This is a genomic window from Embleya scabrispora (genome assembly GCF_002024165.1).
GTDB lineage: Bacteria > Actinomycetota > Actinomycetes > Streptomycetales > Streptomycetaceae > Embleya > Embleya scabrispora_A.
The window spans coordinates 407,470-428,443 of sequence record NZ_MWQN01000002.1; the positions used below are offsets into that span (position 1 = coordinate 407,470).

General features: G+C 72.6%; 20 protein-coding genes. 12 read left to right on the top strand and 8 right to left on the bottom strand.

Annotation, left to right across the window (positions count from 1 at the left end; genetic code table 11):
• Positions 1–38: 38 nt before the first annotated feature.
• Positions 39–1,019, bottom strand: a complete 981-nt coding sequence (locus B4N89_RS32315; RefSeq protein ID WP_078980025.1) for a zinc-binding dehydrogenase — start codon at positions 1,017–1,019, stop codon at positions 39–41.
• Positions 1,020–1,203: 184 nt separating this feature from the next.
• Between B4N89_RS32315 and B4N89_RS32320 the strand changes: the two genes are divergently transcribed.
• The 3 genes from B4N89_RS32320 (at position 1,204) to B4N89_RS32330 (ending at position 4,049) form a co-directional block, all read left to right on the top strand.
• Positions 1,204–1,926 (top strand): M15 family metallopeptidase, encoded by a 723-nt coding sequence (locus B4N89_RS32320; RefSeq protein WP_078980026.1) that lies wholly within the window; start codon positions 1,204–1,206, stop codon positions 1,924–1,926.
• A 196-nt stretch (positions 1,927–2,122) separates the two neighbouring features.
• Positions 2,123–3,493 carry an alkaline phosphatase gene (locus tag B4N89_RS32325; protein WP_078980027.1) on the top strand — a complete coding sequence of 457 codons (1,371 nt, stop codon included), beginning with the start codon at positions 2,123–2,125 and terminating at the stop codon, positions 3,491–3,493.
• Positions 3,494–3,614: 121 nt separating this feature from the next.
• Positions 3,615–4,049, top strand: coding sequence for a GNAT family N-acetyltransferase (locus B4N89_RS32330; protein WP_078980028.1), 435 nt, complete (start codon positions 3,615–3,617; stop codon positions 4,047–4,049).
• 34 nt (positions 4,050–4,083) lie between these two features.
• Here B4N89_RS32330 and B4N89_RS32335 read toward each other — a convergent pair whose 3' ends face one another.
• The gene (locus B4N89_RS32335) at positions 4,084–4,845 is read right to left on the bottom strand and encodes a helical backbone metal receptor (protein WP_078980029.1); all 762 of its coding nucleotides are present in this window, start codon (positions 4,843–4,845) and stop codon (positions 4,084–4,086) included.
• A gap of 57 nt (positions 4,846–4,902) precedes the next feature.
• On the opposite strand from B4N89_RS32335, the gene B4N89_RS32340 reads away from it, so the two are divergent.
• Positions 4,903–5,583 (top strand): MSMEG_1061 family FMN-dependent PPOX-type flavoprotein, encoded by a 681-nt coding sequence (locus B4N89_RS32340; RefSeq protein ID WP_078980030.1) that lies wholly within the window; start codon positions 4,903–4,905, stop codon positions 5,581–5,583.
• Between the two features lie 116 nt (positions 5,584–5,699).
• A complete protein-coding gene (locus B4N89_RS32345) occupies positions 5,700–6,299 on the top strand; it encodes a CatB-related O-acetyltransferase (protein ID WP_078980664.1) in 600 nt (199 codons plus the stop codon).
• A gap of 21 nt (positions 6,300–6,320) precedes the next feature.
• On the opposite strand, the gene B4N89_RS32350 is transcribed toward B4N89_RS32345, so the two are convergent.
• Complete coding sequence (locus B4N89_RS32350) at positions 6,321–6,881, bottom strand: TetR/AcrR family transcriptional regulator (RefSeq protein WP_078980031.1); 561 nt, start codon at positions 6,879–6,881, stop codon at positions 6,321–6,323.
• Positions 6,882–6,996: 115 nt separating this feature from the next.
• Between B4N89_RS32350 and B4N89_RS32355 the strand changes: the two genes are divergently transcribed.
• The 3 genes from B4N89_RS32355 to B4N89_RS32360 all read left to right on the top strand — a co-directional run bounded on the left by B4N89_RS32355 (position 6,997) and on the right by B4N89_RS32360 (position 8,527).
• A complete protein-coding gene (locus tag B4N89_RS32355) occupies positions 6,997–7,566 on the top strand; it encodes a carboxymuconolactone decarboxylase family protein (protein ID WP_101897399.1) in 570 nt (189 codons plus the stop codon).
• Positions 7,563–7,775 carry a hypothetical protein gene (locus B4N89_RS48085; protein ID WP_101897400.1) on the top strand — a complete coding sequence of 71 codons (213 nt, stop codon included), beginning with the start codon at positions 7,563–7,565 and terminating at the stop codon, positions 7,773–7,775. The genes B4N89_RS32355 and B4N89_RS48085 overlap by 4 nt, the downstream gene beginning before the upstream one ends.
• A gap of 158 nt (positions 7,776–7,933) precedes the next feature.
• Complete coding sequence (locus B4N89_RS32360; protein WP_078980032.1) at positions 7,934–8,527, top strand: TIGR03086 family metal-binding protein; 594 nt, start codon at positions 7,934–7,936, stop codon at positions 8,525–8,527.
• A 64-nt stretch (positions 8,528–8,591) separates the two neighbouring features.
• On the opposite strand, the gene B4N89_RS32365 is transcribed toward B4N89_RS32360, so the two are convergent.
• The gene (locus B4N89_RS32365; RefSeq protein WP_078980033.1) at positions 8,592–9,455 is read right to left on the bottom strand and encodes a siderophore-interacting protein; all 864 of its coding nucleotides are present in this window, start codon (positions 9,453–9,455) and stop codon (positions 8,592–8,594) included.
• Positions 9,456–9,774: 319 nt separating this feature from the next.
• Between B4N89_RS32365 and B4N89_RS32370 the strand changes: the two genes are divergently transcribed.
• Positions 9,775–10,851 carry an enoyl-CoA hydratase/isomerase family protein gene (locus tag B4N89_RS32370; RefSeq protein ID WP_078980034.1) on the top strand — a complete coding sequence of 359 codons (1,077 nt, stop codon included), beginning with the start codon at positions 9,775–9,777 and terminating at the stop codon, positions 10,849–10,851.
• Between the two features lie 38 nt (positions 10,852–10,889).
• Here the strand turns inward: B4N89_RS32370 and B4N89_RS32375 are convergent, their stop codons facing one another.
• On the bottom strand, positions 10,890–12,263 hold the full coding sequence (locus B4N89_RS32375; RefSeq protein ID WP_078980035.1) for a glutamate decarboxylase: 1,374 nt from the start codon (positions 12,261–12,263) through the stop codon (positions 10,890–10,892).
• Positions 12,264–12,586: 323 nt separating this feature from the next.
• Here B4N89_RS32375 and B4N89_RS32380 point away from each other — a divergent pair, with 323 nt between their 5' ends.
• Positions 12,587–12,796, top strand: coding sequence for a hypothetical protein (locus tag B4N89_RS32380; protein ID WP_078980036.1), 210 nt, complete (start codon positions 12,587–12,589; stop codon positions 12,794–12,796).
• A 135-nt stretch (positions 12,797–12,931) separates the two neighbouring features.
• On the opposite strand, the gene B4N89_RS32385 is transcribed toward B4N89_RS32380, so the two are convergent.
• Both B4N89_RS32385 and B4N89_RS32390 read right to left on the bottom strand, forming a co-directional pair.
• Positions 12,932–13,687 (bottom strand): AAA family ATPase, encoded by a 756-nt coding sequence (locus tag B4N89_RS32385; RefSeq protein ID WP_101897438.1) that lies wholly within the window; start codon positions 13,685–13,687, stop codon positions 12,932–12,934.
• A 225-nt stretch (positions 13,688–13,912) separates the two neighbouring features.
• On the bottom strand, positions 13,913–14,572 hold the full coding sequence (locus tag B4N89_RS32390; protein WP_078980037.1) for a pentapeptide repeat-containing protein: 660 nt from the start codon (positions 14,570–14,572) through the stop codon (positions 13,913–13,915).
• A 461-nt stretch (positions 14,573–15,033) separates the two neighbouring features.
• On the opposite strand from B4N89_RS32390, the gene B4N89_RS32395 reads away from it, so the two are divergent.
• On the top strand, positions 15,034–15,837 hold the full coding sequence (locus tag B4N89_RS32395; protein WP_078980038.1) for a methyltransferase domain-containing protein: 804 nt from the start codon (positions 15,034–15,036) through the stop codon (positions 15,835–15,837).
• Between the two features lie 62 nt (positions 15,838–15,899).
• On the top strand, positions 15,900–16,469 hold the full coding sequence (locus B4N89_RS32400; protein ID WP_235619039.1) for an MOSC domain-containing protein: 570 nt from the start codon (positions 15,900–15,902) through the stop codon (positions 16,467–16,469).
• Positions 16,470–16,494: 25 nt separating this feature from the next.
• On the opposite strand, the gene B4N89_RS32405 is transcribed toward B4N89_RS32400, so the two are convergent.
• Positions 16,495–20,760: a bifunctional nitrate reductase/sulfite reductase flavoprotein subunit alpha gene (locus tag B4N89_RS32405; RefSeq protein ID WP_078980667.1), complete on the bottom strand. Its 4,266-nt coding sequence runs from the start codon at positions 20,758–20,760 to the stop codon at positions 16,495–16,497.
• Between the last annotated feature and the right edge of the window lie 214 nt (positions 20,761–20,974).

Consider the following 20,974-nt stretch of genomic DNA (forward strand, 5'->3'; position numbering starts at 1 on the left):
GCCGCCGGCGGGGCGTGACGGCGACCGAACGGCGGCGCTCAGGCCCGGACCGTCAACACCACCTTGCCGTCCGTCGCGCGCGATTCCAGGGCGGCGTGCGCGGCCGCGGCCTCGGCCAACGGGAACGCGGTGATGGCCGGCACCATCGTGCCGTCGGCGGCGGCGCGCAGGGCTCGGGCGGTCAATTCCGGCCAACCGCCGGCGGGGACCATGTTCGGGCCGATCGCCCAGGTCGCGGTCAGTTGCCGCTCGATCAGGTCGCGCGTGGTGATCTCGGTCGGCTCGCCCGCGGCCCAGCCGTGGAGGAGGAACCGGCCGCCGGGGCCCAGGAGTTCGAGGGCCTGCCGGCCGAGCACGCCGCCGACGCCGTCCAGCACGACGGTGGGTTCGCGGCCGTCCGACCCGGCCCGCACCCGCTCGGGCCAGTCCGCGTCGCGGTAGTCCACCGCGATGTGGGCGCCCAGCGCACGCACCTTGACCACCTTCGCCGGTCCGCCCGCGACCCCCACCACGCGTGCCCCGGCGGCCCGCGCGGCCCGGACGAACAGGCTGCCCAGGCCGCCCGCGGCGGACATCACCAGAACCACGTCCCGGGCGTCGATCCGGGCCACCCCGAGCACACCCTGTGCGGTGGTGCCGGTGGTGATCGCCGCGACCGCCTCGGCGGCCCCCAGGCGGTCGGGGATCGCATGCACGGCGGCCAGGTCGGCGACCGCCCGCTCGGCGTACCCGCCGCCGTCGCCGAGTCGCGCCACGACCCGACGGCCCAGCCACTGCGCGGCCACCCCCGGCCCGACCGCCCCGACCACGCCGGCCACCTCGCCGCCGGGGGTGGTCGGCAACGCCGGCGGCCGGTGCGGGCCGATCGCCTCCCCGCGCCGAAGCCTGGTCTCGATCAGATGCACACCGGCGACCTCGACGTCGACGCGCACCTGTCCCGCACCGGGCCGAGGGTCCGGAACCTCTTCGAACCGCAGGTTCTCGGCCGGGCCGAACGTGTGCAGCCGGATCGCGCGCATGGGGGACTCCCGAGTTCGAAGTGGGCGCCCGCGATCCGAAGGACCGGCGGGCGCCGCGTACCGGAGCCACTATGAAAGGTGAAGCCGACTTGAGGTCAACCCGAGCCGGCGAGCGCAACCGGCCGTCGCCGACCGGCGTGGACGGTGTGCGCGGCGGCTGCCGCCGTCAGGGGATGATCTTCATATGGATCAGATCATCTTGATGTCCGACCCGCTCGTGGCGGCCGTCCCCGTCCGCGATCGTGGCGAGCCGCTGGTGGACGTGCGTGCGGACGGCTCGTTGCCGGTGGACCCGCGCCAGGCGGAGTGGGCCGCCGCGTACACCTTCCTGCGCGTCGGCGTGCTCGATCGGCTGATCAAGGCGCAGGCGGCGCTGCCCGACGGGCTGCGCCTGCTGTTCGTCGAGGGATACCGGCCACCGGCGCTGCAACGCCGATACTTCGAGGAGTACGCCGACGAGCTGCGCGCCGCGCACCCCGACTGGGACGCCGACCGCGTCCACGTCGCGGCCAGCCGCTACGTCTCCCCGCCCGAGATCGCCCCGCACAGCGCCGGCGCCGCGGTCGACCTGACCCTCGTCGACCCGACCGGCCGCGAACTCGACCTCGGCACGCCGATGAACGCGAGCCCCGAGGAAAGCGCCGGCGCCTGCTACACCGCCGCCGAGAACATCACCCCGCAGGCCCGCGCCAATCGCGCCATCCTGAGCACCGCCCTGACCGAGGCCGGCTTGGTCAACTACCCGACCGAGTGGTGGCACTGGTCCTACGGCGACCGCTACTGGGCCCTGCTCACCCACGCCGACGCCGCCCTCTACGGCCCCGCGAACTACCCTGACCCACCCCCACCGAGCCGGCACCCGTCGACCGACGGTCCAGGCGAGCCGGACGCTCGGGCAGCCCGGTGATCGACATCGCGGATCGGATCTTCGTACGTCGGCCGGCCGGCGATCCCCGGTAGCAATCGGGGCAAGAGTGCGCGCTTCGGGCATGGGAACGGACATTCGGGTGTACGCGACACGTCATCTGTTCTTCGCCCCTTGGTTCCCCCCGGACTGATGAACTCGGCATCGTCGGCAACGCGTCGACCTCGAAGGAGGAAAAATGCCGGATCTGCGTTTGTCCCGTCGTCATCTCGCGTGGGGGGCAGCCGCCGTGTTGGCCGCCGGCGTCGCCGTACCCGGCGCGGCGTCGGCGTTCGGTCAGGCGGATCGAGCCCGGCACGCGATCAAGGACGGTCAGGCCAGGAACGTCATCATGCTGCTCGGTGACGGGATGGGCGACTCCGAGATCACCCTGGCCCGGAACTACTCGGTCGGCGCGGCCGGTCGACTGAACATGGACGGGTTCCCGCTCACCGGCGCGTACACCACGTACGCCGTGGACAAGAACAAGCGCCCGGACTACGTCACCGACTCGGCCGCGAGCGGCACCGGGTGGGCGACCGGGCAGAAGACGGTCAACGGCCGCATCTCCAAGACCCCGGACACCGACAAGGCGCTGCCCACGATCCTGGAACTGGCCAGGAAGAACGGCTACGCCACGGGCAGCGTCACCACGGCCGAGCTGACCGATGCCACTCCGGCGGTCCTCCAGGCGCACGCCACGGACCGCAGCTGCCAGGGCCCGGCGGACATGGCCAAGTGCCCGACCGACACGATCGCCGCGGGCGGCCCCGGCTCGATCGCCGAGCAGAGCGTCGCGGGCGGGTTCGACGTGCTGCTCGGCGGCGGCAAGGCCCGCTTCGACCAGACCATCACGCAGGGCCCGTTCGCGGGCAAGACCGTGCTCCAACAGGCGCGGGAGTCGGGCTACCAGGTCGCCACCGACGCCGACTCGCTCGAGGCCGCGCGGGCCGGCAAGCCGGTACTCGGCCTGTTCGCGCCGGTCAACGTCCCGGTCGAGTGGACCGGCAAGGCCGCCGCGGTGGGCGGTACCGAGCCGCAGCGCTGCATCACCTCGAACCCGAACCGCCCGGCCGGCACGCCGACCCTGGTGCAGCAGACCGCCAAGGCGATCGAGCTGCTGGAGGCCAAGCAGTCCGGGCGCGGCCACGACCGCGGCAAGGGCTTCTTCCTCCAGGTCGAGGGCGCCTCGATCGACAAGCAGGACCACGCCGCCGACCCGTGCGGTCAGATCGGTGAGACCGTCGCGTTCGACCAGGCGGTCAAGCTCGCCCGCGCGTACGCGGCCAAGCACCCCGACACGCTCGTGGTGACCACCGCGGACCACGCGCACACCAGCCAGATCGTGCCGCTGGACGCCACCCCTCCGGGTCTGTCCTCGACGCTGGTCACCAACGAGGGCGTGCAGCTCAAGGTCAACTACTCGACCAACACCCCCGGCAAGTCGCAGGAGCACACCGGCACCGAGGTGCGCATCGCGGCCCAGGGCCCGCAGGCGTTCCGCGTGCTCGGCGTGACCGACCAGACGGAACTGTTCAACACGTTCCGAGCGGCACTGCGACTGCGCTGACGCACGCGGCACCACCGTCGGGGAACACACGCCGTACGGCGGCCCCGGCCGCAAGACCGCGGCCCGCAGGCCCTCCCGCCCGCGGGCCGCGGCACGCTCGGCGCCCGATAGCGTTGGGCGCATGGTCGACATCGGCAGGCTGACCCCGGCGGATCGCGCGGACTGGCAGGTCCTGTTCGAGGGGTACAACACCTTCTACGAACGCACCCTCGCCCCCGAGCTGTTCGACCGCGCCTGGACCGCGTTCCAGGCGGACACCCGAATGCACGCCCTGGGCGCCAAGGTGGACGGAAAGCTCGTCGGCATCACACACTTCCTGGTGCACGCGAGCACCACCGCACCCGACGTCTGCTACCTCCAGGACCTGTTCACCGCACCCGAGGCCCGCGGCAGGGGCGTGGCCCGCGCGCTGATCGCCGCAGTGACCGAATGGGCCCGCGACCACGAGTGTTCCCGGGTGTACTGGTCCACCCACCAGGACAACACCACCGCCCGCCGGCTCTACGACAAGGTGGCCCTCAACCGCGGCTTCATCCTCTATCAGATCAGCCTCTGACCGCGACCTCCCGGCTCGGGGCGGGCACGGCGGATCAGTCGCCGGGCTGCGTCAGTTGCGCGGCCAGGACTTCGGGGGCTCGGGCCAGCGACGGGCCGTACCAGGTGAGGTATCGGCCGTCGACCAGTGCGACCGGCAGGCCGGGGAACGCCTCCGGGCCGTCCTCGGCGGTGAAACGGTAGGGCTCGTCGGGGAGTACCACCAAGTCCGGCTCGGCGGCGCGGAGTTCGTCGACGGTGACCTTCGGCCAGCGTTCGGCGTGCTCGGCGAACACGTTCGTCAGGCCGAACCGGGCCAGCACGTCGGCGGCGAAGGTGTCCCGGCCGGCGACCATCCACGGTCGCCGCCACACCGGGACGATCGCCCGACGCGGCGGGGCCGCCGGCAGTCCCGCCCACGCGGCCCGGCAGGCCGCGAGCCAGGGCGGCGCCGGCAGTCGGCAGCCGTGCACGAGCATGCGCTCCAGCGCGGTGAAGGCCTCGTCCAGGCCGCGAACCCGGGTGACCCACACGGCGATTCCGGCCGCCCGCAGCGCGGCCAGATCGGCCGGGCGGTTCTCCTCCTCGTTGGCCAGGACCAGATCCGGGGCAAGGGCGCGGATGGCGTCCAGGTCCGGGTTCTTGGTGCCCCGGATCCGGACCACGTCCAGCTCGGCGGGATGCGTGCACCAGTCGGTGGCGCCGACCAGCAGGCCGGGCGCGCTCACCGCGACCGCCTCGGTGAGCGAGGGCACCAGCGAAACCACGCGCCGCACCTCGTCGGGTACCGGCACGGGCAGATCGAGATCGTCACGCATGCCCCGACCCTATGGGGGTGACGAGTCGGTTCGGGAGCATCGTTCTAGGGTGGCGGCATGATCACCAGCACCGAGAACACCGTCGCCCGGAGCGGACCCGGCCTGTTCGACGCGTTGAGCGCCGACGCGATATCCGACGTCGCGGGCCTGCGCGAGCTGTACGAACATCCCGGCGCGGTCGCCGCCGCCAAGGAGATGGACCGGCTCACCGAGAAGACCCGCGCACTGGTCGGCTGCGCGTCGTTGGTCTTCGTCGCCAGTACCGACGCCGCCGGCCGCTGTGATGTCACCCCGCGCGGCGGCCCGGCCGGTTTCGTCACCGTGCTCGACGACCGCACCCTGGTCATCCCCGACGCCACCGGCAACAAGCGCCTCGACACGCTGCACAACGTGGTGACGACCGGCCGGGTCGGCCTGCTGTTCGTGATTCCCGGGCGCACCACCACACTTCGCGCCAACGGCCGCGCGTGCGTGTCCGCGCGGCCGGAGTTGCTGGCACAGCTCACGCCGGTGGGCAAGCCGCCGGTCAGCGCGCTCGTGGTCGAGGTGGACGAGGTGTACCCGCACTGCCCCAAGGCGCTGCTGCGCAGTTCGGCCTGGAAGCCGGACGGCTGGCTGCCGGCCGACGCCCAGCCGAGTTCGGCCGAGGTGACCCTTGCCCAGCTGCGCATGCCCGGGTTGACCATCGAGGCCGTCCGGCAGGCGGAGGAGGACTCGTTGAAGTACCGGTACGAGTAGCCTGCGGCGACGCCCGGGGTACCGAATCCCGTCCAGCCGGCCCGTCGGCCGGCCGATCCACCCTTGGAGTACGCGTGGATGCCCAGACGCCCGCCGATCCCACCGTGCTGCACCCGATGCCGGGGCAGCCGCGCGTGGTCCTGCTCAAGCCGCTGGTGACCTCGCCGCTGATCGAGGTCGGGGACTTCTCCTACTACGACGACCCGGACGATCCCACCGCGTTCGAGACCCGCAACGTGCTCTACCACTACGGGCCGGAGCGGCTGGTGATCGGGAAGTTCTGCGCGCTGGGCGAGGGCGTGCGGTTCGTGATGAACGGGGCCAACCACCGGATGGACGGACCCTCGACCTTCCCGTTCCCGATCATGGGCGGGTCCTGGGCGCAGCACTTCGACCTGATCTCCGGCCTGCCGGGACGGGGCGACACGGTGGTCGGCCACGACGTCTGGTTCGGCTACCGGGCCATGGTGATGCCCGGCGTCCGGATCGGAAACGGCGCGATCGTCGCCTCCGGTGCCGTGGTGGTGGACGACGTCCCGGACTACACGATCGTCGGCGGCAATCCGGCGAAGCCGATCCGTACCCGGTTCGGCCCGGAGGACATCGCGCGCCTGCTCGAACTGGCGTGGTGGGACTGGCCGATCGAACACATCACCCGGCATGTCCGGACCATCGCGTCCGGCACGGTCGCCGAGTTGGCGGCGGTCGCGCCGTAGCCGAACGCTCGACCTCCGCCCCTATCCGGCCCCGGCCCCGTCGGCCGCCAGCAGCGCCTGGGCGATCCGACGGGCCCGGACCGCCGGCGCGGGGGTGCGCTCCCGCAGCGCGGTGACGATCGCACCGTCGACGAGCAGCGCGAACTCCCGGGCCAACACGGCCGGTTCCGAGACCTGCGCGGCGGCCAGGAGCTGTTCCAGGTAGGCGACCACCCGCTCCTTGTGGTCGGCCGCGACGCGGTGCGCCGGACCGTCCGGGTCGGCGGACTCCACCATCGTGTTGATGAACGCGCACCCCCGGAAGTCGTTCCGCGCGAACCGCTCGGCGAGCGCGTCGAAGACGGCCGGGGGGCCGCCGCCCAGCGCCTCGACCCGCTCCGCCAGCCAGGCCCGCCAGCGCCGGTCGCGAGCTTCCAGGACGGCGACGACGAGGTCGTCCTTGCCGGGGAAGTGCCGATACAACGAGGCCCGGCCGACGCCGGATTCGGCCAGGATGCGTTCGATGCCGACGGCCCGGATCCCCTCGGCGTAGAAGAGTTCCTCGGCGGTGGCGAGCAGGCGGTCTCGGGCTTTGACGGGCACCTTCGGATCCTAACCCCTCTTGACCGTAAACGGTACCGATCAGTACCGTCTGCAAAACGGCACCGATCGGTACCGTTTTCGACGGGACATCGCAAAGAGAGCCACGGGGGTCCGCATGTCGTCCACACCCGCGCCCACGCCCACATCCACGCCCACATCCACACCCGCGCCTACGTCGCCCGGGGCGACCGACGCGCATACGGATCTACTGGCACGGGTCGAGAAGCAACTCGGCCGCGTGCCGAATCTGTACGCGGCGCTCGCGAGCGGTCCGGCCGCGCTGGAGGGCTACCTCGCGATGCGCGACCGGCTCACCCGAGGTGTCCTGCGGGCGCGCCTTCGGGAGCAGTTGGCGCTGCTGATCGCGCAGGAGAACGAGTGCACCTACTGCGTCAGCGCGCACTCCTACCGGGGCGCCCTGATGGGCCTGACCGAGGACGAACTGCGGGAGACCCGGGACGCGCGCGACGCGGACCCGCACGCCGACGCCGTGCTGACCTTGGCCCGGCGAATCGTCCGCACCCGGGGCCGGGTCGGCGAGGAGCACCGGTCCACGGCCCGCGCGGCCGGGGTCACCGAGGCCGAAGAGGCCGAGATCGTCGCGCACATCGCGCTCAACACGCTGTCCAACTACTACAACCACCTGGCTCGGCCCGAGCTGGACTTCCCGGAGGTGACCGCGTGACCCGCACCTGGCACGCCGCGTCCGTCGAACTCGTCGACGGCTACTCGGTACGAGGCGCCGACGGCGTACCCACCGCCTCCGTCCCGATCGCGCGCGTCGCGATCGAGGGCGGCTTCGCCCACCTCGACATCCCCGGCACCGGTCTCGTCCAGGTCGTCTCCGCACCGGCGGTACGGCTGATCACCTACCGGGAGGAGCCGGAGAGCTGAGCACGCGGCGCGGCCGGCGACGTCGACATCGTCGCCGGCCGCGCCGGCGGAGGCACGCGCGGGAGAAGGCGGTACGGATGTGCGGATGCACCGATGAGTTTTCCCGGCCCGCACGGTCCACCCTCCGAGGACTCGAACCGCATCCAGAGGAGCACCCCATGACCGTGGATCTGCACTCGCCGGCCGCGACCGTCGCCCGTCTCGCGGCGGACCTGCCGGACGACCGGCTGGACGATCCGACCCCGTGTGCGAACTACGCGGTTCGGGATCTGCTCTCCCATCTGGTCGGCCTGACCATCGCGTTCCGCGGCGCGGGCCGCAAGGATCTGGGCCCGACCACCGCCACCGCCCCGCCCGCGAAGATGCCCGACCTCGATCCGGACTGGCGCACGATCCTGCCGCGCGAGCTGGACGAACTCGTGGCCGTCTGGCGGCGGCCGGACGCGTGGGAGGGAATGACCCAGGCCGGCGGGGTGACCCTGCCCGCCGAGGTCATGGGACTCGTCGCACACAACGAACTCCTGCTGCACGGGTGGGACCTGGCCCGCGCGCTGGGCCGTGAGTACACCGTGGACACGGCGAACCTGGAGGCCTCGTTGGTCTTCCTCACCCCGGCCCAGGCGGCGGCCGACCCCGATCTCCCCGACCCGGACGCCATCTTCGCGCCCCCGGTGGCGGTTCCCGCGGACGCGCCGCTGCTCGACCGGGTGGTCGCCATGGCCGGCCGCAGCCCGTCGTGGCAGCCGGCGTAGGCGCGCCGCACGCCGGGGACGCGCCGCAGGCCACGGCCGCGCCGCAGCCGGACCACCGGTGCGCTCAGCAACCGCTCGCCGCCGCGTCCGCCACCCGCTCGCGCGCCTCGGCCAGGTCCGCCTCGGTCGGCGCGTCGTCCTGGGTCAGCCGCAGGCGCCAGTAGCCCGCGAACTCGACCGCCCCCCTGGCCAGCCCGCGCTCGTCGACCAGGTGCCGGCGCAGCGCCCGGACCGTCCCCGCCTCACCCGCCAACCAGGCCCGGGTCGACCCCTCCGGCAACCGGGCGGCCCGTAGCGCCGCCGGCAGCAGATCACCGTGCCCGGCCGGCACCGCGCCGCGATGCAGCCAGTGCGTGGTGAGCCGGGCCCGGGAGAAGAAACGTTGCTCCTCGGCCGCGTCCACCACCTCCGCGTACACGATCGCGTGCGTGGCCTCGGGCAACGCCGCCAGGATCGAGCCGATGGCGGGCAGCGCGGTCTCGTCGCCGACCAGCAGATACGTGTCGGCGGTGCCGAGCGGCCGGGCGTAGGCCGCCGAAGGGCCGTAGCGGGCGAGGACGTCGCCGGGGCACGCCGTCTCGGCCCAGCGGGTCGCCGGCCCGGCGTCCGGGTGCAGCACGAAGTCGACGTCGATCGCGGCGCGTTCGGGGTGGTGGGCGCGGACCGTGTAGCTGCGCATCCAGGGGCGTTCGGCCTCGGGGATGGCCAGGAACGCCCCGTACCACCGCCCGAGGTCGTCCGGATCCTCCTGCGGCAGCAGCGGCGCGTGTTGTCCGGGGCGTGGGAAGCACAGTTTGAGCTGTTGATCGGGCCAGGTCGCGAAGTCGTCGCCCAGCCCCTCACCGGTGAAGCTCACGCGCGTCATGCGCGGGGTGATCCGGGTGACCTCGGTGACGTGGAGAAGAGAAACGAGCGGTGATCCGCCCATGGCGCAAACCCCCATGAATGCGTCGATTGACGACGGTTGGGTGAACCGACTTGGGTAGGTTTAGCAAAAAATCTCGCAACTTTGTCAAGGCGGTTCCGCGGAAAGATTCGACACCGGGGGATCGGCGCCGGGTGATCGACATCGGCGACCGACGCGGGAGCTCGCACACCCGCGCGCCCGCAAGGGGTCGAAGGCCGGGCGATACGGTGCCGGGAGAGATCGTCGGGGTGTACGGACGCCGGTGAGCCGCGAACGGGGCGGGTTGCCGGGAGGTCGCCGCCGATCGGCTCTTTCACGGACCCGAAGGGAACGACGCACCATGACGCCGCACGCGCAGCCCCCGCAGCCCTCGCCCGAGGACACCGTGCTGGTCGACCGGATCGGACCGGCGGGCCGGCTCGGTCGGATCACCCTGAACCGGCCGCGCGCGATCAACGCGCTGGACCACCCGATGGTGCGCCGGATCACCGCCGCGCTCGACGAGTGGGCGCGGGACGACTCCGTCGCGGCCGTACTGATCACCGGCGCCGGCGAGCGCGGGCTGTGTGCGGGCGGGGACATCCGGGCGATCCGCGCGGACGCGCTCGAGGGCGGCCACGCGGCGCGCGAGTTCTGGCGCGACGAATACCTGCTCAACGCGCGGATAGCGGCGTATCCGAAGCCCTACGTCGCGATCATGGACGGTGTGGTGATGGGCGGCGGCGTCGGCGTCTCGGCACACGGCGACGTACGCATCGTCACCGAACGCTCGACGGTGGCCATGCCGGAGACGGGGATCGGCTTCGTGCCGGACGTCGGCGGCACCTACCTTCTCTCCCGCGCCCCCGGCGAACTCGGCACCCATCTGGCGCTCACCGCCGGCGCGATCGGCGCCGCCGACGCCATCTCGTGCGGGCTGGCCGACCACTTCGTACCCTCGGACCGGCTGCCCGCCCTGCTCGACGCGCTGGCCGCCGGCGACCCGGCCGAGGTGGCGGCCCGCCACGCCGAACCCGCACCCGCCGGCGTGCTGGCCGAGCGGCGCGCCTGGATCGACGCGTGCTACGCGGCGGACGCGGTCGAGGAGATCCTGGACCGGCTGCTCGACAGCGGCGAACCGGCGGCCAAGGAGGCGGCCGAGGTGATCGCGGCCAAGTCGCCGACGGCGCTGAAGGTGACGCTGGCGGCGCTGCGCCGGGCGCGGCGGGCCGCGTCGCTCGGGGCGGTGCTGGACCAGGAGTACCGGGTCTCGTGCGCGGCGGTGACCACGCCCGATCTGGTCGAGGGTGTACGGGCGCAGGTGGTGGACAAGGACCGCCGGCCGCGCTGGTCGCCGGCGACGCTCGCGGAGGTCGGGGCGGCCGACGTGGAGGCGTTCTTCGCGCCGCTCGGGGAGCGGGAGTTGGGACTGGGCTGAGCAACGCCGGGCGGCGGGCCCGGCCGCGCTCCCCGCGCTCAGTGGTGGAAGCCGGGCGCCGCGCCGTCGGTGGGCATCGGGCCGGAGAGGCGCTCCAGGAAGTCGGTCGCGGCGCGGATGTCGTCGAGCAGGTCCCTGGCCAGGTCCATGCCGAGCCCGTCGCGGACCACGATCCGCTGCACGGTCGTGTCGGCCAGATTGTCCGGCATCGGGTAGGCGGGCACCTGCCAGCCCTTCATGCGCAGTCGGTCGGACAGGTCGTACAGGTTCCAGTTGTCGGTGTGGCCGGGCTTCAGCCGCCACGCGAACACCGGGATGTCGGAGCCGTCGTTCCACAACTCGAACGCGTCCATCGCCCCGATCGAGTCGGCGAGGTGCCGGGCCACGTCCTGGGACGACTTCTGCACGGCCCGGTAGCCGCTGCGGCCCAGGCGCAGGAATTGGTAGTACTGGAGCAGCACCTGGGCGCCGGGGCGGGAGAAGTTCAGCGCGAGGCTGGGGGTCTCGCCGCCGAGGTAGCTGACCTTGAAGATCAGGTCCTCCGGAAGCAGGTCGGCGGTGCGCCACACCACCCAGCCCAGGCCCGGGTAGACCAGGCCGTACTTGTGTCCCGACGTGTTGATCGAGTGCACCCGCTCCAGCCGGAAGTCCCATTCCAGGTCGCTCTGCAGGAACGGCGCGACCATCGCGCCCGAGGCGCCGTCGACGTGGATCGGCACGTCGAGGCCGGTGTCGCGCTGGATTCGGTCCAGGGCCTCCGCGATCCGCTTCACCGGCTCGTAGGCCCCCGTGTAGGTGACGCCGAGGATGGCCACCACGCCGATCGTGTTCTCGTCCACGTAGGCGGCCAGGTCGTGGCCGTCGAGGGTGCGGTGCTCCTCGCTGATCGGGACGAAGCGCGGGGTCACGTCCCAGTAGTTGCAGAACTTCTCCCAGACCACCTGGACCGCCGAGCTCATCACCAGGTTCGGCCGGTCGGTGGGCTTGCCCGCCGCCCGGCGGGCGTGTTGCCAGCGGCGTTTGAGCGCGAGGCCGGCCAGCATGCACGCCTCGGAGGAGCCGACGGTGGAGGTGCCGATGGTGTGCGTCGGGTCGGGGGCGTTCCAGAGGCCGGCGAGGATCTTCCAGCAGCGGTCCTCGATGATCGCGGTGTGCGGGTACTCGTCCTTGTCGACCATGTTCTTGTCGAAGGACTCGGTGTACAGCCGGGCGGCGTACTCGTCCATCCAGGTGCCGACGAAGGTGGCGAGGTTCTGGCGGGCGTTGCCGTCGAGCATCACCTCGTCGTGCACGATCCGGTACGCGGTCTCCGGCAACATCTCGCCGATCGGCATCCGGTAGCGCTCCACGGCGACCGCCTCCCCGGGGCGGGCGAAGATCGGATTGACCGCGACGACGTGCTCCTGCGACATGAACGGCCCTTCGTGGCGAGGTGCGGACTCGCTTCCACGCTCGGCGGGCGGGGGTCCGGCCACAAGCGGGGCGGCCCGAAAGGGTGGGCGGGGCCTCGGGGGGTGGGCCCTGGGGAGACGGGGCTTAGGGCTCGGGCTCGGGGGACGGGTGCCCGGGCCGTTCCGGGGCGGCGTGCGGGTATCCCTAGGCAGCCTTAGACCTCTCCGGGGGCCTACTCGGGGCGTAGGGATGGGGCATCCGCCCGATGTCCCGGGGCTGCCTGGGCCGCGAAGCTGTTACCACGAACCGGGGAGGCCGGGTCGGGGGAAAGCGGGAGACGGTCATGATCGAGTACGAGATGTTCAAGGCGCGCGAGCGGGAGATCCTGGCGGACGCGGAGCTCGCGGCGCTGCGGCGGACGGCATGGCGGCAGCGGCGGGCCGAGGCCAGGGTGCGCCGGGCCGAGCGGGCGGGAGCGGTGGCGCTCACCACGCTCGCGGTCCTCGAACCGGCCCACGACATGCACCGTGGGCTGCACCTGTTGGCGCGGTGAATCATGCTTCCGATGCATGGCGCTCGTCCGCCGGGCACAGGGGACTCGGCGGGCAGCACGGCATCGGGGACACGGGAGCCGGCGGGGCGGCGCGCGGGGGTCGCCGTTGTCGCGGCGACGGCCCCGCCCCGGCGGCTAGGACGCGGGTTCGGGAGCCTTGGGGTCGCGTCGGGTGACCACGATGTGCGCGGTGGGCGGGGCCGGAGGCCGCTCGGGGGTCTCCGGGCGGGGACCGGCCGTGCGGTCCGGGCCGAATTCCAGGGCGACCACGTGTTCGCGCAGGGCGCGGTCGAGCAGTACGACGGAGGCCGCCTCGGGGACGACCGCGGCGCCCTGTACGGACAGCGCCAGCAGCAGCCGGGTCAGGCCGCGCCGATGCCGGTCGAAGACCCGGCCGGGCACCCAGCGTCCGCGCTTCTCCTGTCCGGCCAGCGCGTCGGCGGCGTCCACCGCGAGCAGGACCAGGTGCAGTTCGCGGCGTTGCCGATCGGCGGACCTGGCCAACCACCGGCGCATCCACGATCGGCTGCCGCAGTCGTGCACGAGGACCGGCCTCCCGCTCCGCACGTGTGCGCGCAGCCGCCTGACGTGTTGCAGCCGCACCCACGGGCGGTACACCGCGTACGGCAACCAGGGGGGCATCCGATCCTGATACTCGACGTGCGCCGTACGCGGGTCGACCACGACCGCCGATCCGGACCAGCGGTTCAGCAGCGTGCTCTTGCCGCTCCCCGGCAGCCCGGAGACCACCACGACGGCGCCGGCGGGATATCCCAGGACGGCGGGCCCGTGCGCGCGCCCCCGCAGATCGACGAGCCCGCGCGGTCGCATCAGTCCACCGGATCCCCCGGCCGGCTCCTCCCCCGCACCCACCCGGTCCGCCCCCTGCATCTCGCCCACCGCCACTTCCCCCGCCCGTGCCGCACCCGACGACATCCGCCTCCGCCGCGCCCCTCGACGCTTCGGCACAACTCCCCGGCGCGACAGGACCCGCGGTCGGGCGCGACACCAGCGGACATCCTCACAGGTCGCGCCGCTCGCCGCCCGCTCGGGCCCGCCCACGACTCGACGAGGAGATCGGCACCGCGGCCGGGCCGGTCGACTCCCCGTGGACGCCTACCGGTCCCTGACGATCAGGCCCAGGACCTGGGCGAGCGCCGGGGCCAGGTCGAAGAGCTGGGCGCTGTCCACGGTCGCGCCGCGCAGTGCGTCGATGCCGGACGCGAAGCCGAGCGCACTCGCCTCGCGCAGATCGACCCTGGTCAGCACCGCGTTGTCGAGGCGGACCCGCTCCAGGGTCGAGCCGGGGAAGCGCAGGTCGGTCAGCGTCGCGCCGGCGAAGTCCACGTCGCGCAGCAGGCAGTCCACGAAGGAGACCTCGCGCAGCTTGGCCCCGCGCAGGTTGACCGAGTCGAACTTGCAGTTGTGGAAGACCACTCGGCGCATCCCCGCACCGAAGACCTCGAGACCGGCCAGGACACACGCGGTGAACTCGGCGTCCATCCACGTCGTTTCCGCGAGGTCGGTGCCGACGATGCGGGCGGCGTGCAGCCACACGTCGTCGAATCGGGCACGGCGATAACGACCGCCGTCGAAGCTCACCGAGGAGAAGGCCGACGAGGTGAACGCGGTACCGCCGCCCTCCACGTCGACGAACACGCCACCGTCGAAGTGTGCGAACTCGTGGTCGCCTTCCCGGTCGAGTTCGCCGTCGAACGCCACGAGCCGGTGGGCGTATGGCAGTTGGTCGAGGTCACGAGGGGCACGGGCGCGCATCAGGCATCCTCCACGAACGCATCATCGGGACCGGGTCCCGCGGCTTGCCCGCCCACGACCGTCGCCGATCGGGGCGCGGCGGGGCGGGGGTCCATGCCTATCGCGCGACGCCGGGATCCACCGAATCGACACGGTCGTGGGCGCGGCGCACGGCGGTATCCGCGACTCCGAGCCGGGCCATCGCCGAATATGACGATATCGTCCCAAAAAGTTTGAGTGATGCAGGTCACATCCCGTCGCATGGAGCCGTGCCACGCGCTCTCCCGGTCGGCGCTCGGACACCAACTCCTTTGTCTACAAGGCCTGTTCTCGGCGAGTGTCGGCGTCCGGCGGCGGGGGCGACCGGCCCGCGCCGGGTTCCGTGAGAACGATCGTGCGGCGGACGGGGGCTTACACCATCTCGATCCCGCACGTGCCGAGCGTCGGCGCGGGCGTGTTCGTCGGAGTGTCAGGATTGGGGGATGGGTGAAGCCGGCGGGGATCAGGGTTATCTGTTGGACAACCGGCAGGCCGAGGCCGGGGTTCGGTTTCGCGCGCTCGCGGAGTTGTTCGACCCGGTGACGTTTCGGCACGTGGATCGGCTCGGGATCGGGGCCGGCATGCGGTGTTGGGAGGTGGGCGCCGGCGGGGCCTCGGTGCCGGTGGGGCTGGCCGAGCGGGTCGGGCCGACGGGGGCGGTGGTCGCCACCGACATCGACGTGTCCTGGACGCGGGACGTCGCCGGCGGTGTGATCGAGGTGTTCACGCACGACGTCGCGGTCGATCCGCCGCCGACCGGTGGCTTCGACCTGGTGCACGCCCGGCTGGTCCTGATCCACGTCGCCGACCGCGCCGAGGCGCTGCGCCGGATGGTCGAGGCGCTGCGGCCCGGCGGCGTTCTGCTCGTCGAGGACGCCGACCCGATGTTGCAACCACTGGCGTGCCCGGACGAGTCGGGCCCGGAGCAGCGGCTCGCCAACCGACTCCGGTCCGACGTCCGCACCCTGATGGCGGCGCGCGGCGCCGACCTGGCCTATGGCCGGACCCTGCCCCGCCTGCTGCGCGCGGCGGGGCTGGACGACGTACGGGCCGACGCGTACTTCCCGATCACCTCGCCGGCGTGTGCCGTACTGGAGGCGGCCACGGTGCGGCAGGTCCGCCATCACCTGGTCGAACAGGGTCTGGCGGACGACGAGGAGATCGACCGCCACCTGGCCACCATCGCCGCCGGCCGGCTCGACCTGGCCCTGGCGCCGATGATCTCGGCGTGGGGTCGCCGCCGATAGGCCGACCCCGTGCGGTGCGCGTGGGCGTTGTCGTACCGTGGCGTCGTACCGATGAGTATCCTATGGAAACCAAGGAGGCGGGCATGGCCGCGGACGGCGGTGTGGTGGCGGTGTCGCGGAGCGGCGGACACACGTTTCGCAAAGGGAATGTCGAGGCCATCCGCCTCCTCGCGGGCCTCGGCGTGGAGGGCGACGCCCACCTCGGCGTCACCGTGCAGCACCGATCCCGGGTGGCGGCCGACCCCACGCAGCCCAATCTGCGCCAGGTACACCTGATCCACGCCGAGTTGCACCGGGAACTGGCCGCCGCCGGATTTCGCGTCGCTCCCGGGGAGTTGGGAGAGAACGTGACCACGCGCGGGATCGACCTGCTCGGCCTGCCCACCGGCACGCTGCTGCACCTGGGCCCCGAGGCGGTGGTCGAGGTGACCGGACTGCGCAACCCGTGTCCGCAGATCAACACCTTCCGTGCGGGCCTGCTCAAGGAGGTCGTCGGTCGGGACGAGGCGGGCAACGTGGTGCGCAAGGCGGGCATCATGGGCGTGGTCCGCACCGGCGGCGAGATCCGACCCGGCGACCGCGTCCGGGTCGAGTTGCCCGCGCCGCCGCACCGTCCCCTCGAACGGGTCTGAGCCCGGCGACGCCACCACCCACCGCTCAGTACACGTCCCGCACGTAGCGCCGCTCCCCGACCATCTGCCGTACGTACGCGTCCGCTTCGTCCTCGGACCGCCCTCCGTGGGCGATCACGATCTCGCGCAGTGCCCGGTCGACGTCCTTGGCCATCCGCCCCGCGTCGCCGCAGACGTAGACGTGTGCGCCGCGCGACAACCAGTCCCACATGCGCGGGCCGTGTTCGCGCATCCGGTCCTGGACGTAGATCTTGGCCCGCTGGTCGCGGGAGAACGCCAGGTCGAGCCGATCCAGCAGCCCGACGCGGCGGAACTCGGCGAGTTCGTCCCGGTAGTAGAAGTCGGTGGCCCGCCGCTGCTCGCCGAAGAACAGCCAGTTCGGCCCGGTGTGACCACGCGCCTGCCGATCGGCCAGGAAGCCCGGGAACGGCGCGACGCCCGTACCGGGACCGATCATCACGGCGGGCGCGGTCGGATCCGTCGGCGGCCGGAAGTGCGGGGAGCGGCGCACGAATACCGGCACCGGCCCGTCTGCGCCCAGCGTCGCGAGATGCCCGGAGCACACCCCCTGCCGCTCGGCACCGGCCTCGTTGCGATAGCGCACCACGGACACGGTGATCCGCACCTCGCCGGGGTGCGCGAGCGGGCTGGAGGAGATCGAGTACAGCCGCGGCTCCAGCCGCTTGAGCACGCCGGCCCACTCGACCGGATCCGCGCGCACCCCGAACTCGCCGATCACGTCCACCGCCTGGCGGCCCCAGCTCCACCGCGCGAGTTCGTCCCGGTGGCCGGCCCGCAGCAGCCGCTCCAGGTCCCGGTCGTGGGTGCGCTCCGCGACGAACCGGAGCAGTTCGGGGGTGATCCGGGCGATCTCGAACCGGCTCCGCAGCGCCTCGCCGAGCGGGAGTTCGCCCAGGTCCGGCACGGGGATCGGGGTCGCCGGGTCCAGGCCGGTGGCGGCCAGCCATTCGGCCACCGCCTCCGGGCGGTTGACCGGCCATACCCCGAGCGCGTCCCCGGGCTCGTAGTCCAGGTCGCCGTGTGCGCCGCCGCGCGTATCGAAGGTGAACTGCCGTACCTCCTTGGCGGATCCGGGCAGGCCGAGCAGTCGATCGCCGATCAGCAGGGCGGGGAAGGGGGTCGCCTTCGTATAGCCCACGGCGGCCGGCGGCGACGGTGCCCCGGCCACCGGGCCGGGCAGGCGGGTCGCGGCAACGGCCGTCGTCGTTGCGGTCTTTGCCGTCATCGCGGTTGTCGCGGTCGTCGTGCTCGCGTCCGATGTCGGCCTCGTGCCGAGCGCGGCCAGTACCCCGTCCAGCCAGCTCGCGGCGGTTCGGTCGTAGTCGGGTTCGCAGTCGGCGCGTGGCGCGATCCGGGTGCCGCCGAGTTCGGCCAGCCGCTCGTCCAGGCGTCGGCCGTGGCCGCAGAAGTCGGCGTAGCCCGAGTCGCCCAGGGCCAATACGGCGTAGCGCAGCCCGTTCACCTCCGGCCGCCCGGCTCCGGTCAGCGCCGCCCAGAACCCGGCCCCGTTGTCGGGCGCCTCGCCGTCGCCGAAGGTGCTGGTGATCAGGAGCACGGGTATCCCGCTGGGCAGCGTGTCCGGGCTGTGCTCGGTCATCTCGCGCACGACCGGTCGCCGCCCGGCCTCGGCCAGGCGGCCGGCGATCGAGCCGGCCAGCTCGGCGGCGTTGCCGGTCTGCGAGGCCCACAGCACCAACACGTCGCCATCGTCCGGGATTTCGACCACCGGATCGGCGACCACGACTGATCCGGCCATCGCGGCGGGCGTCTCGATGGTTCGGGAGAACAGGCCCGCCAGGAGCCCGTTGACCCACGGCACCCGGGCCGGGGCGATCGGGGCCCGGTCGGGCAGCACCGGGACGCCGGGTGCCCGGGTCGTCGCGGATCCGGCCGCGCCCGCGAGGAACCCCGCCAGGTAGCGCCGCTCCTCGTCCGTGTACACCGGCGGCGCGAGGTCGCCGAGGCCGAGCAGCGTGGCCGCGGCGCGGATGTCGGGGTCGGTCGGGGCCGACGGCGGTGCGTCGGTGGCCGGGTCGGGTCCCGACGCCGGGGTCGAGGGCGCGGGCGGGTCGGGGCGGACCGGGCCCGCCACCTTGGTCAACGCCACCGCGCAGGACTTGAATTCGGGTTGGAAGGAGATCGGGTCGACCGCGTCGTTCGTGACCGCGTTGATCCCGAGGAACGCGCCGAACCGGTCGTTCCAGTGGAAGGGCACGAAGCAGTTGCCCGGTCGGACCCGGTCGGTCGGCCGGGCGGGCAACACCACGCGCCCGCGTCGGGAGGACACTTCGACCGCGTCGCCCGCCTCGATGCCCAACTCCAGCGCGTCCTCGGGATGGATCTCCACGAACGGCGCCGGATCGAGGCGGTTGAGCGCGTCGATTTTCCCGGTCTTGGTCATGGTGTGCCACTGGTGCTGCACGCGGCCGGTGTTGAGCACCATCGGGTAGCCCCGGTCGGGTAGTTCGGCGGGCGGCAGATGCGGCCGGGCGAAGAACACCGCCCGCCCGCTCGCGGTCGGGAAGCGCGGTCGGCGGCGGGTGTGCGCCGCGTCGTCCGGTTCCCCGGCATCCGCCGGCAGGTATCGAATCGGGTTGCGGTCCGGCCCGTCCGGGGCCGAACTCGGCCACTGCACCGGTGTCTCGCGCAGCCGCTCGTGGCTCACCCCGCTCAGGTCGTAGCCGGTACTCGGGTTCGGGGCCCGCCGGAGTTCGTCGAACACCTCCTCGGCACTGGCGTAGTCGAAGGCGTCGGCGAAGCCCATCTCGCTCGCGACGCGGGCGATGATCAGCCAGTCGGGCAGTGCCTCGCCGACCGGGTCGACGGCCTGCCGGGACAGCGTGAGGTTGCGTTCGGAGTTGACCATGACGCCCTCGGTCTCGGCCCACATCGCGGCGGGCAGCACCACATCGGCGTACGCGTTGGTCTCGGTGTCGGCGAACACGTCCTGGGCGACCACGAACTCGGCCGCCCGCAGGCCCGCGATCACCGCCTCCCGGTTGGCCACCGAGGCGACCGGGTTGGTGCAGATGATCCAGCACGCCTTGACCTCGCCCGAGGCCATCCGGGCGAACAGGTCCACCGTGCCGCCGCCCGCCTCCGCCCGCAGCGTCCCGGCGGGCACCTCCCACAACCGCTCGACGAACTCCCGGTCCTCGGCCACCAGCACCGAGCGCTGGCCGGGCAACCCGGGCCCCATGTAGCCCATTTCCCGACCGCCCATCGCGTTGGGCTGTCCGGTCAGCGAGAACGGCCCGCTGCCCGGTCGGCAGATCGCGCCGGTGGCGAGATGCAGGTTGATCAGCGCGTTGGTGTTCCAGGTGCCGTGGGTGCTCTGGTTGAGCCCCATCGTCCAGCAGCTGGTCCACTCCCCCGCCGCGCCGATCCACCGCGCGGCCCGCCTGATGTCCTGCTCGGCCAGGCCGGTCAGCTCGGCGACCCGGTCCGGCGGGTAGTCCCGCAGGAACTCCGGCATCGTGTCCCAGCCCTCGGTGCACTCGGCGATGAACGCGGAATCGGTGTCGCCGTTCTCCACGAGCAGGTGCAACAGGCCGTTCAGCAGCGCCAGATCGGTGCCGGGACGGATCCGAAGGAACAGGTCGGCCTTGGCGGCGGTGGCGGTGCGGCGCGGGTCGACCACGATCAGCTTGGCGCCCGCCCGGACCCGGTCCATCATGCGCAGGAACAGGATCGGGTGGCAGTCGGCCATGTTGGCGCCGATCACGAGGAAGACGTCGGCGTGTTCGAAGTCCTGGTACGAGCCGGGCGGCCCGTCCGCGCCGAGCGAGAGTTTGTAGCCGCTTGCGGCACTGGCCATGCACAACCGCGAGTTCGACTCGATCCGGTTGGTGCCGACGAAGCCCTTGGCCAGCTTGGTGACCAGATACTGGGCCTCCAGGGTGAGTTGGCCGGAGACGTAGAAGGACAGCGCGTCCGGGCCGTGCGCGTCCAGGATCTCGCGCAACCGCCGGGCGGTCGTGCCGATCGCCGCGTCCACTCCGGTCGGCGTCGGCGCCGCGTCGCGCTCGGCGCGGACCAGTGCGGTGGTCAACCGGCCCGGGGCGGCGAGCAGTTCGGCGCTGGTGGCACCCTTCGTACACAGCCGGCCCCGGTTCGTCGGGTGCGCCCGGTCGCCGCGTGCCTTGAGCACGGTGCGTCGGCCGGTCGCGGAGTCGACGGCGATGTCGAGGAGCATGCCGCAGCCGACCCCGCAGTACGAGCAGACGGTCCGTACGGTGTCGTCGGCCGCCTTCGGCTCCGATCCCGACACGGGCGACACCCCTTTCCCGGTATTGTCTGCGACTTTCGATACATGGCGATTCGCTCGGTTTCGCGCCCGCGCACACCGACCGCGCGGCGCGGGTGCGGTCGGTGCGGGCGAGCCCCGTGTCCGGGACGCTAAAGAGCGGCGGTTTCGTGAACGTCACACGCCCCCGCGTCCGGGGTTACGTCGACCGCACAGCCGCCCGGGTGCCACAGTGAGG

Excerpts from the sequence above, each read along its gene's own strand:
- B4N89_RS32315 (WP_078980025.1), bottom strand. The coding sequence starts at position 1,019 with ATGCGCGCGATCCGGCTGCACACGTTCGGCCCGGCCGAGAACCTGCGG.
- B4N89_RS32320 (WP_078980026.1), top strand. The coding sequence starts at position 1,204 with ATGGATCAGATCATCTTGATGTCCGACCCGCTCGTGGCGGCCGTCCCC.
- B4N89_RS32325 (WP_078980027.1), top strand. The coding sequence starts at position 2,123 with ATGCCGGATCTGCGTTTGTCCCGTCGTCATCTCGCGTGGGGGGCAGCC.
- B4N89_RS32330 (WP_078980028.1), top strand. The coding sequence starts at position 3,615 with ATGGTCGACATCGGCAGGCTGACCCCGGCGGATCGCGCGGACTGGCAG.
- B4N89_RS32335 (WP_078980029.1), bottom strand. The coding sequence starts at position 4,845 with ATGCGTGACGATCTCGATCTGCCCGTGCCGGTACCCGACGAGGTGCGG.
- B4N89_RS32340 (WP_078980030.1), top strand. The coding sequence starts at position 4,903 with ATGATCACCAGCACCGAGAACACCGTCGCCCGGAGCGGACCCGGCCTG.
- B4N89_RS32345 (WP_078980664.1), top strand. The coding sequence starts at position 5,700 with ATGCCGGGGCAGCCGCGCGTGGTCCTGCTCAAGCCGCTGGTGACCTCG.
- B4N89_RS32355 (WP_101897399.1), top strand. The coding sequence starts at position 6,997 with ATGTCGTCCACACCCGCGCCCACGCCCACATCCACGCCCACATCCACA.
- B4N89_RS32360 (WP_078980032.1), top strand. The coding sequence starts at position 7,934 with ATGACCGTGGATCTGCACTCGCCGGCCGCGACCGTCGCCCGTCTCGCG.
- B4N89_RS32365 (WP_078980033.1), bottom strand. The coding sequence starts at position 9,455 with ATGGGCGGATCACCGCTCGTTTCTCTTCTCCACGTCACCGAGGTCACC.
- B4N89_RS32370 (WP_078980034.1), top strand. The coding sequence starts at position 9,775 with ATGACGCCGCACGCGCAGCCCCCGCAGCCCTCGCCCGAGGACACCGTG.
- B4N89_RS32375 (WP_078980035.1), bottom strand. The coding sequence starts at position 12,263 with ATGTCGCAGGAGCACGTCGTCGCGGTCAATCCGATCTTCGCCCGCCCC.
- B4N89_RS32380 (WP_078980036.1), top strand. The coding sequence starts at position 12,587 with ATGATCGAGTACGAGATGTTCAAGGCGCGCGAGCGGGAGATCCTGGCG.
- B4N89_RS32385 (WP_101897438.1), bottom strand. The coding sequence starts at position 13,687 with ATGCAGGGGGCGGACCGGGTGGGTGCGGGGGAGGAGCCGGCCGGGGGA.
- B4N89_RS32390 (WP_078980037.1), bottom strand. The coding sequence starts at position 14,572 with ATGCGCGCCCGTGCCCCTCGTGACCTCGACCAACTGCCATACGCCCAC.
- B4N89_RS32395 (WP_078980038.1), top strand. The coding sequence starts at position 15,034 with ATGGGTGAAGCCGGCGGGGATCAGGGTTATCTGTTGGACAACCGGCAG.
- B4N89_RS32400 (WP_235619039.1), top strand. The coding sequence starts at position 15,900 with ATGGAAACCAAGGAGGCGGGCATGGCCGCGGACGGCGGTGTGGTGGCG.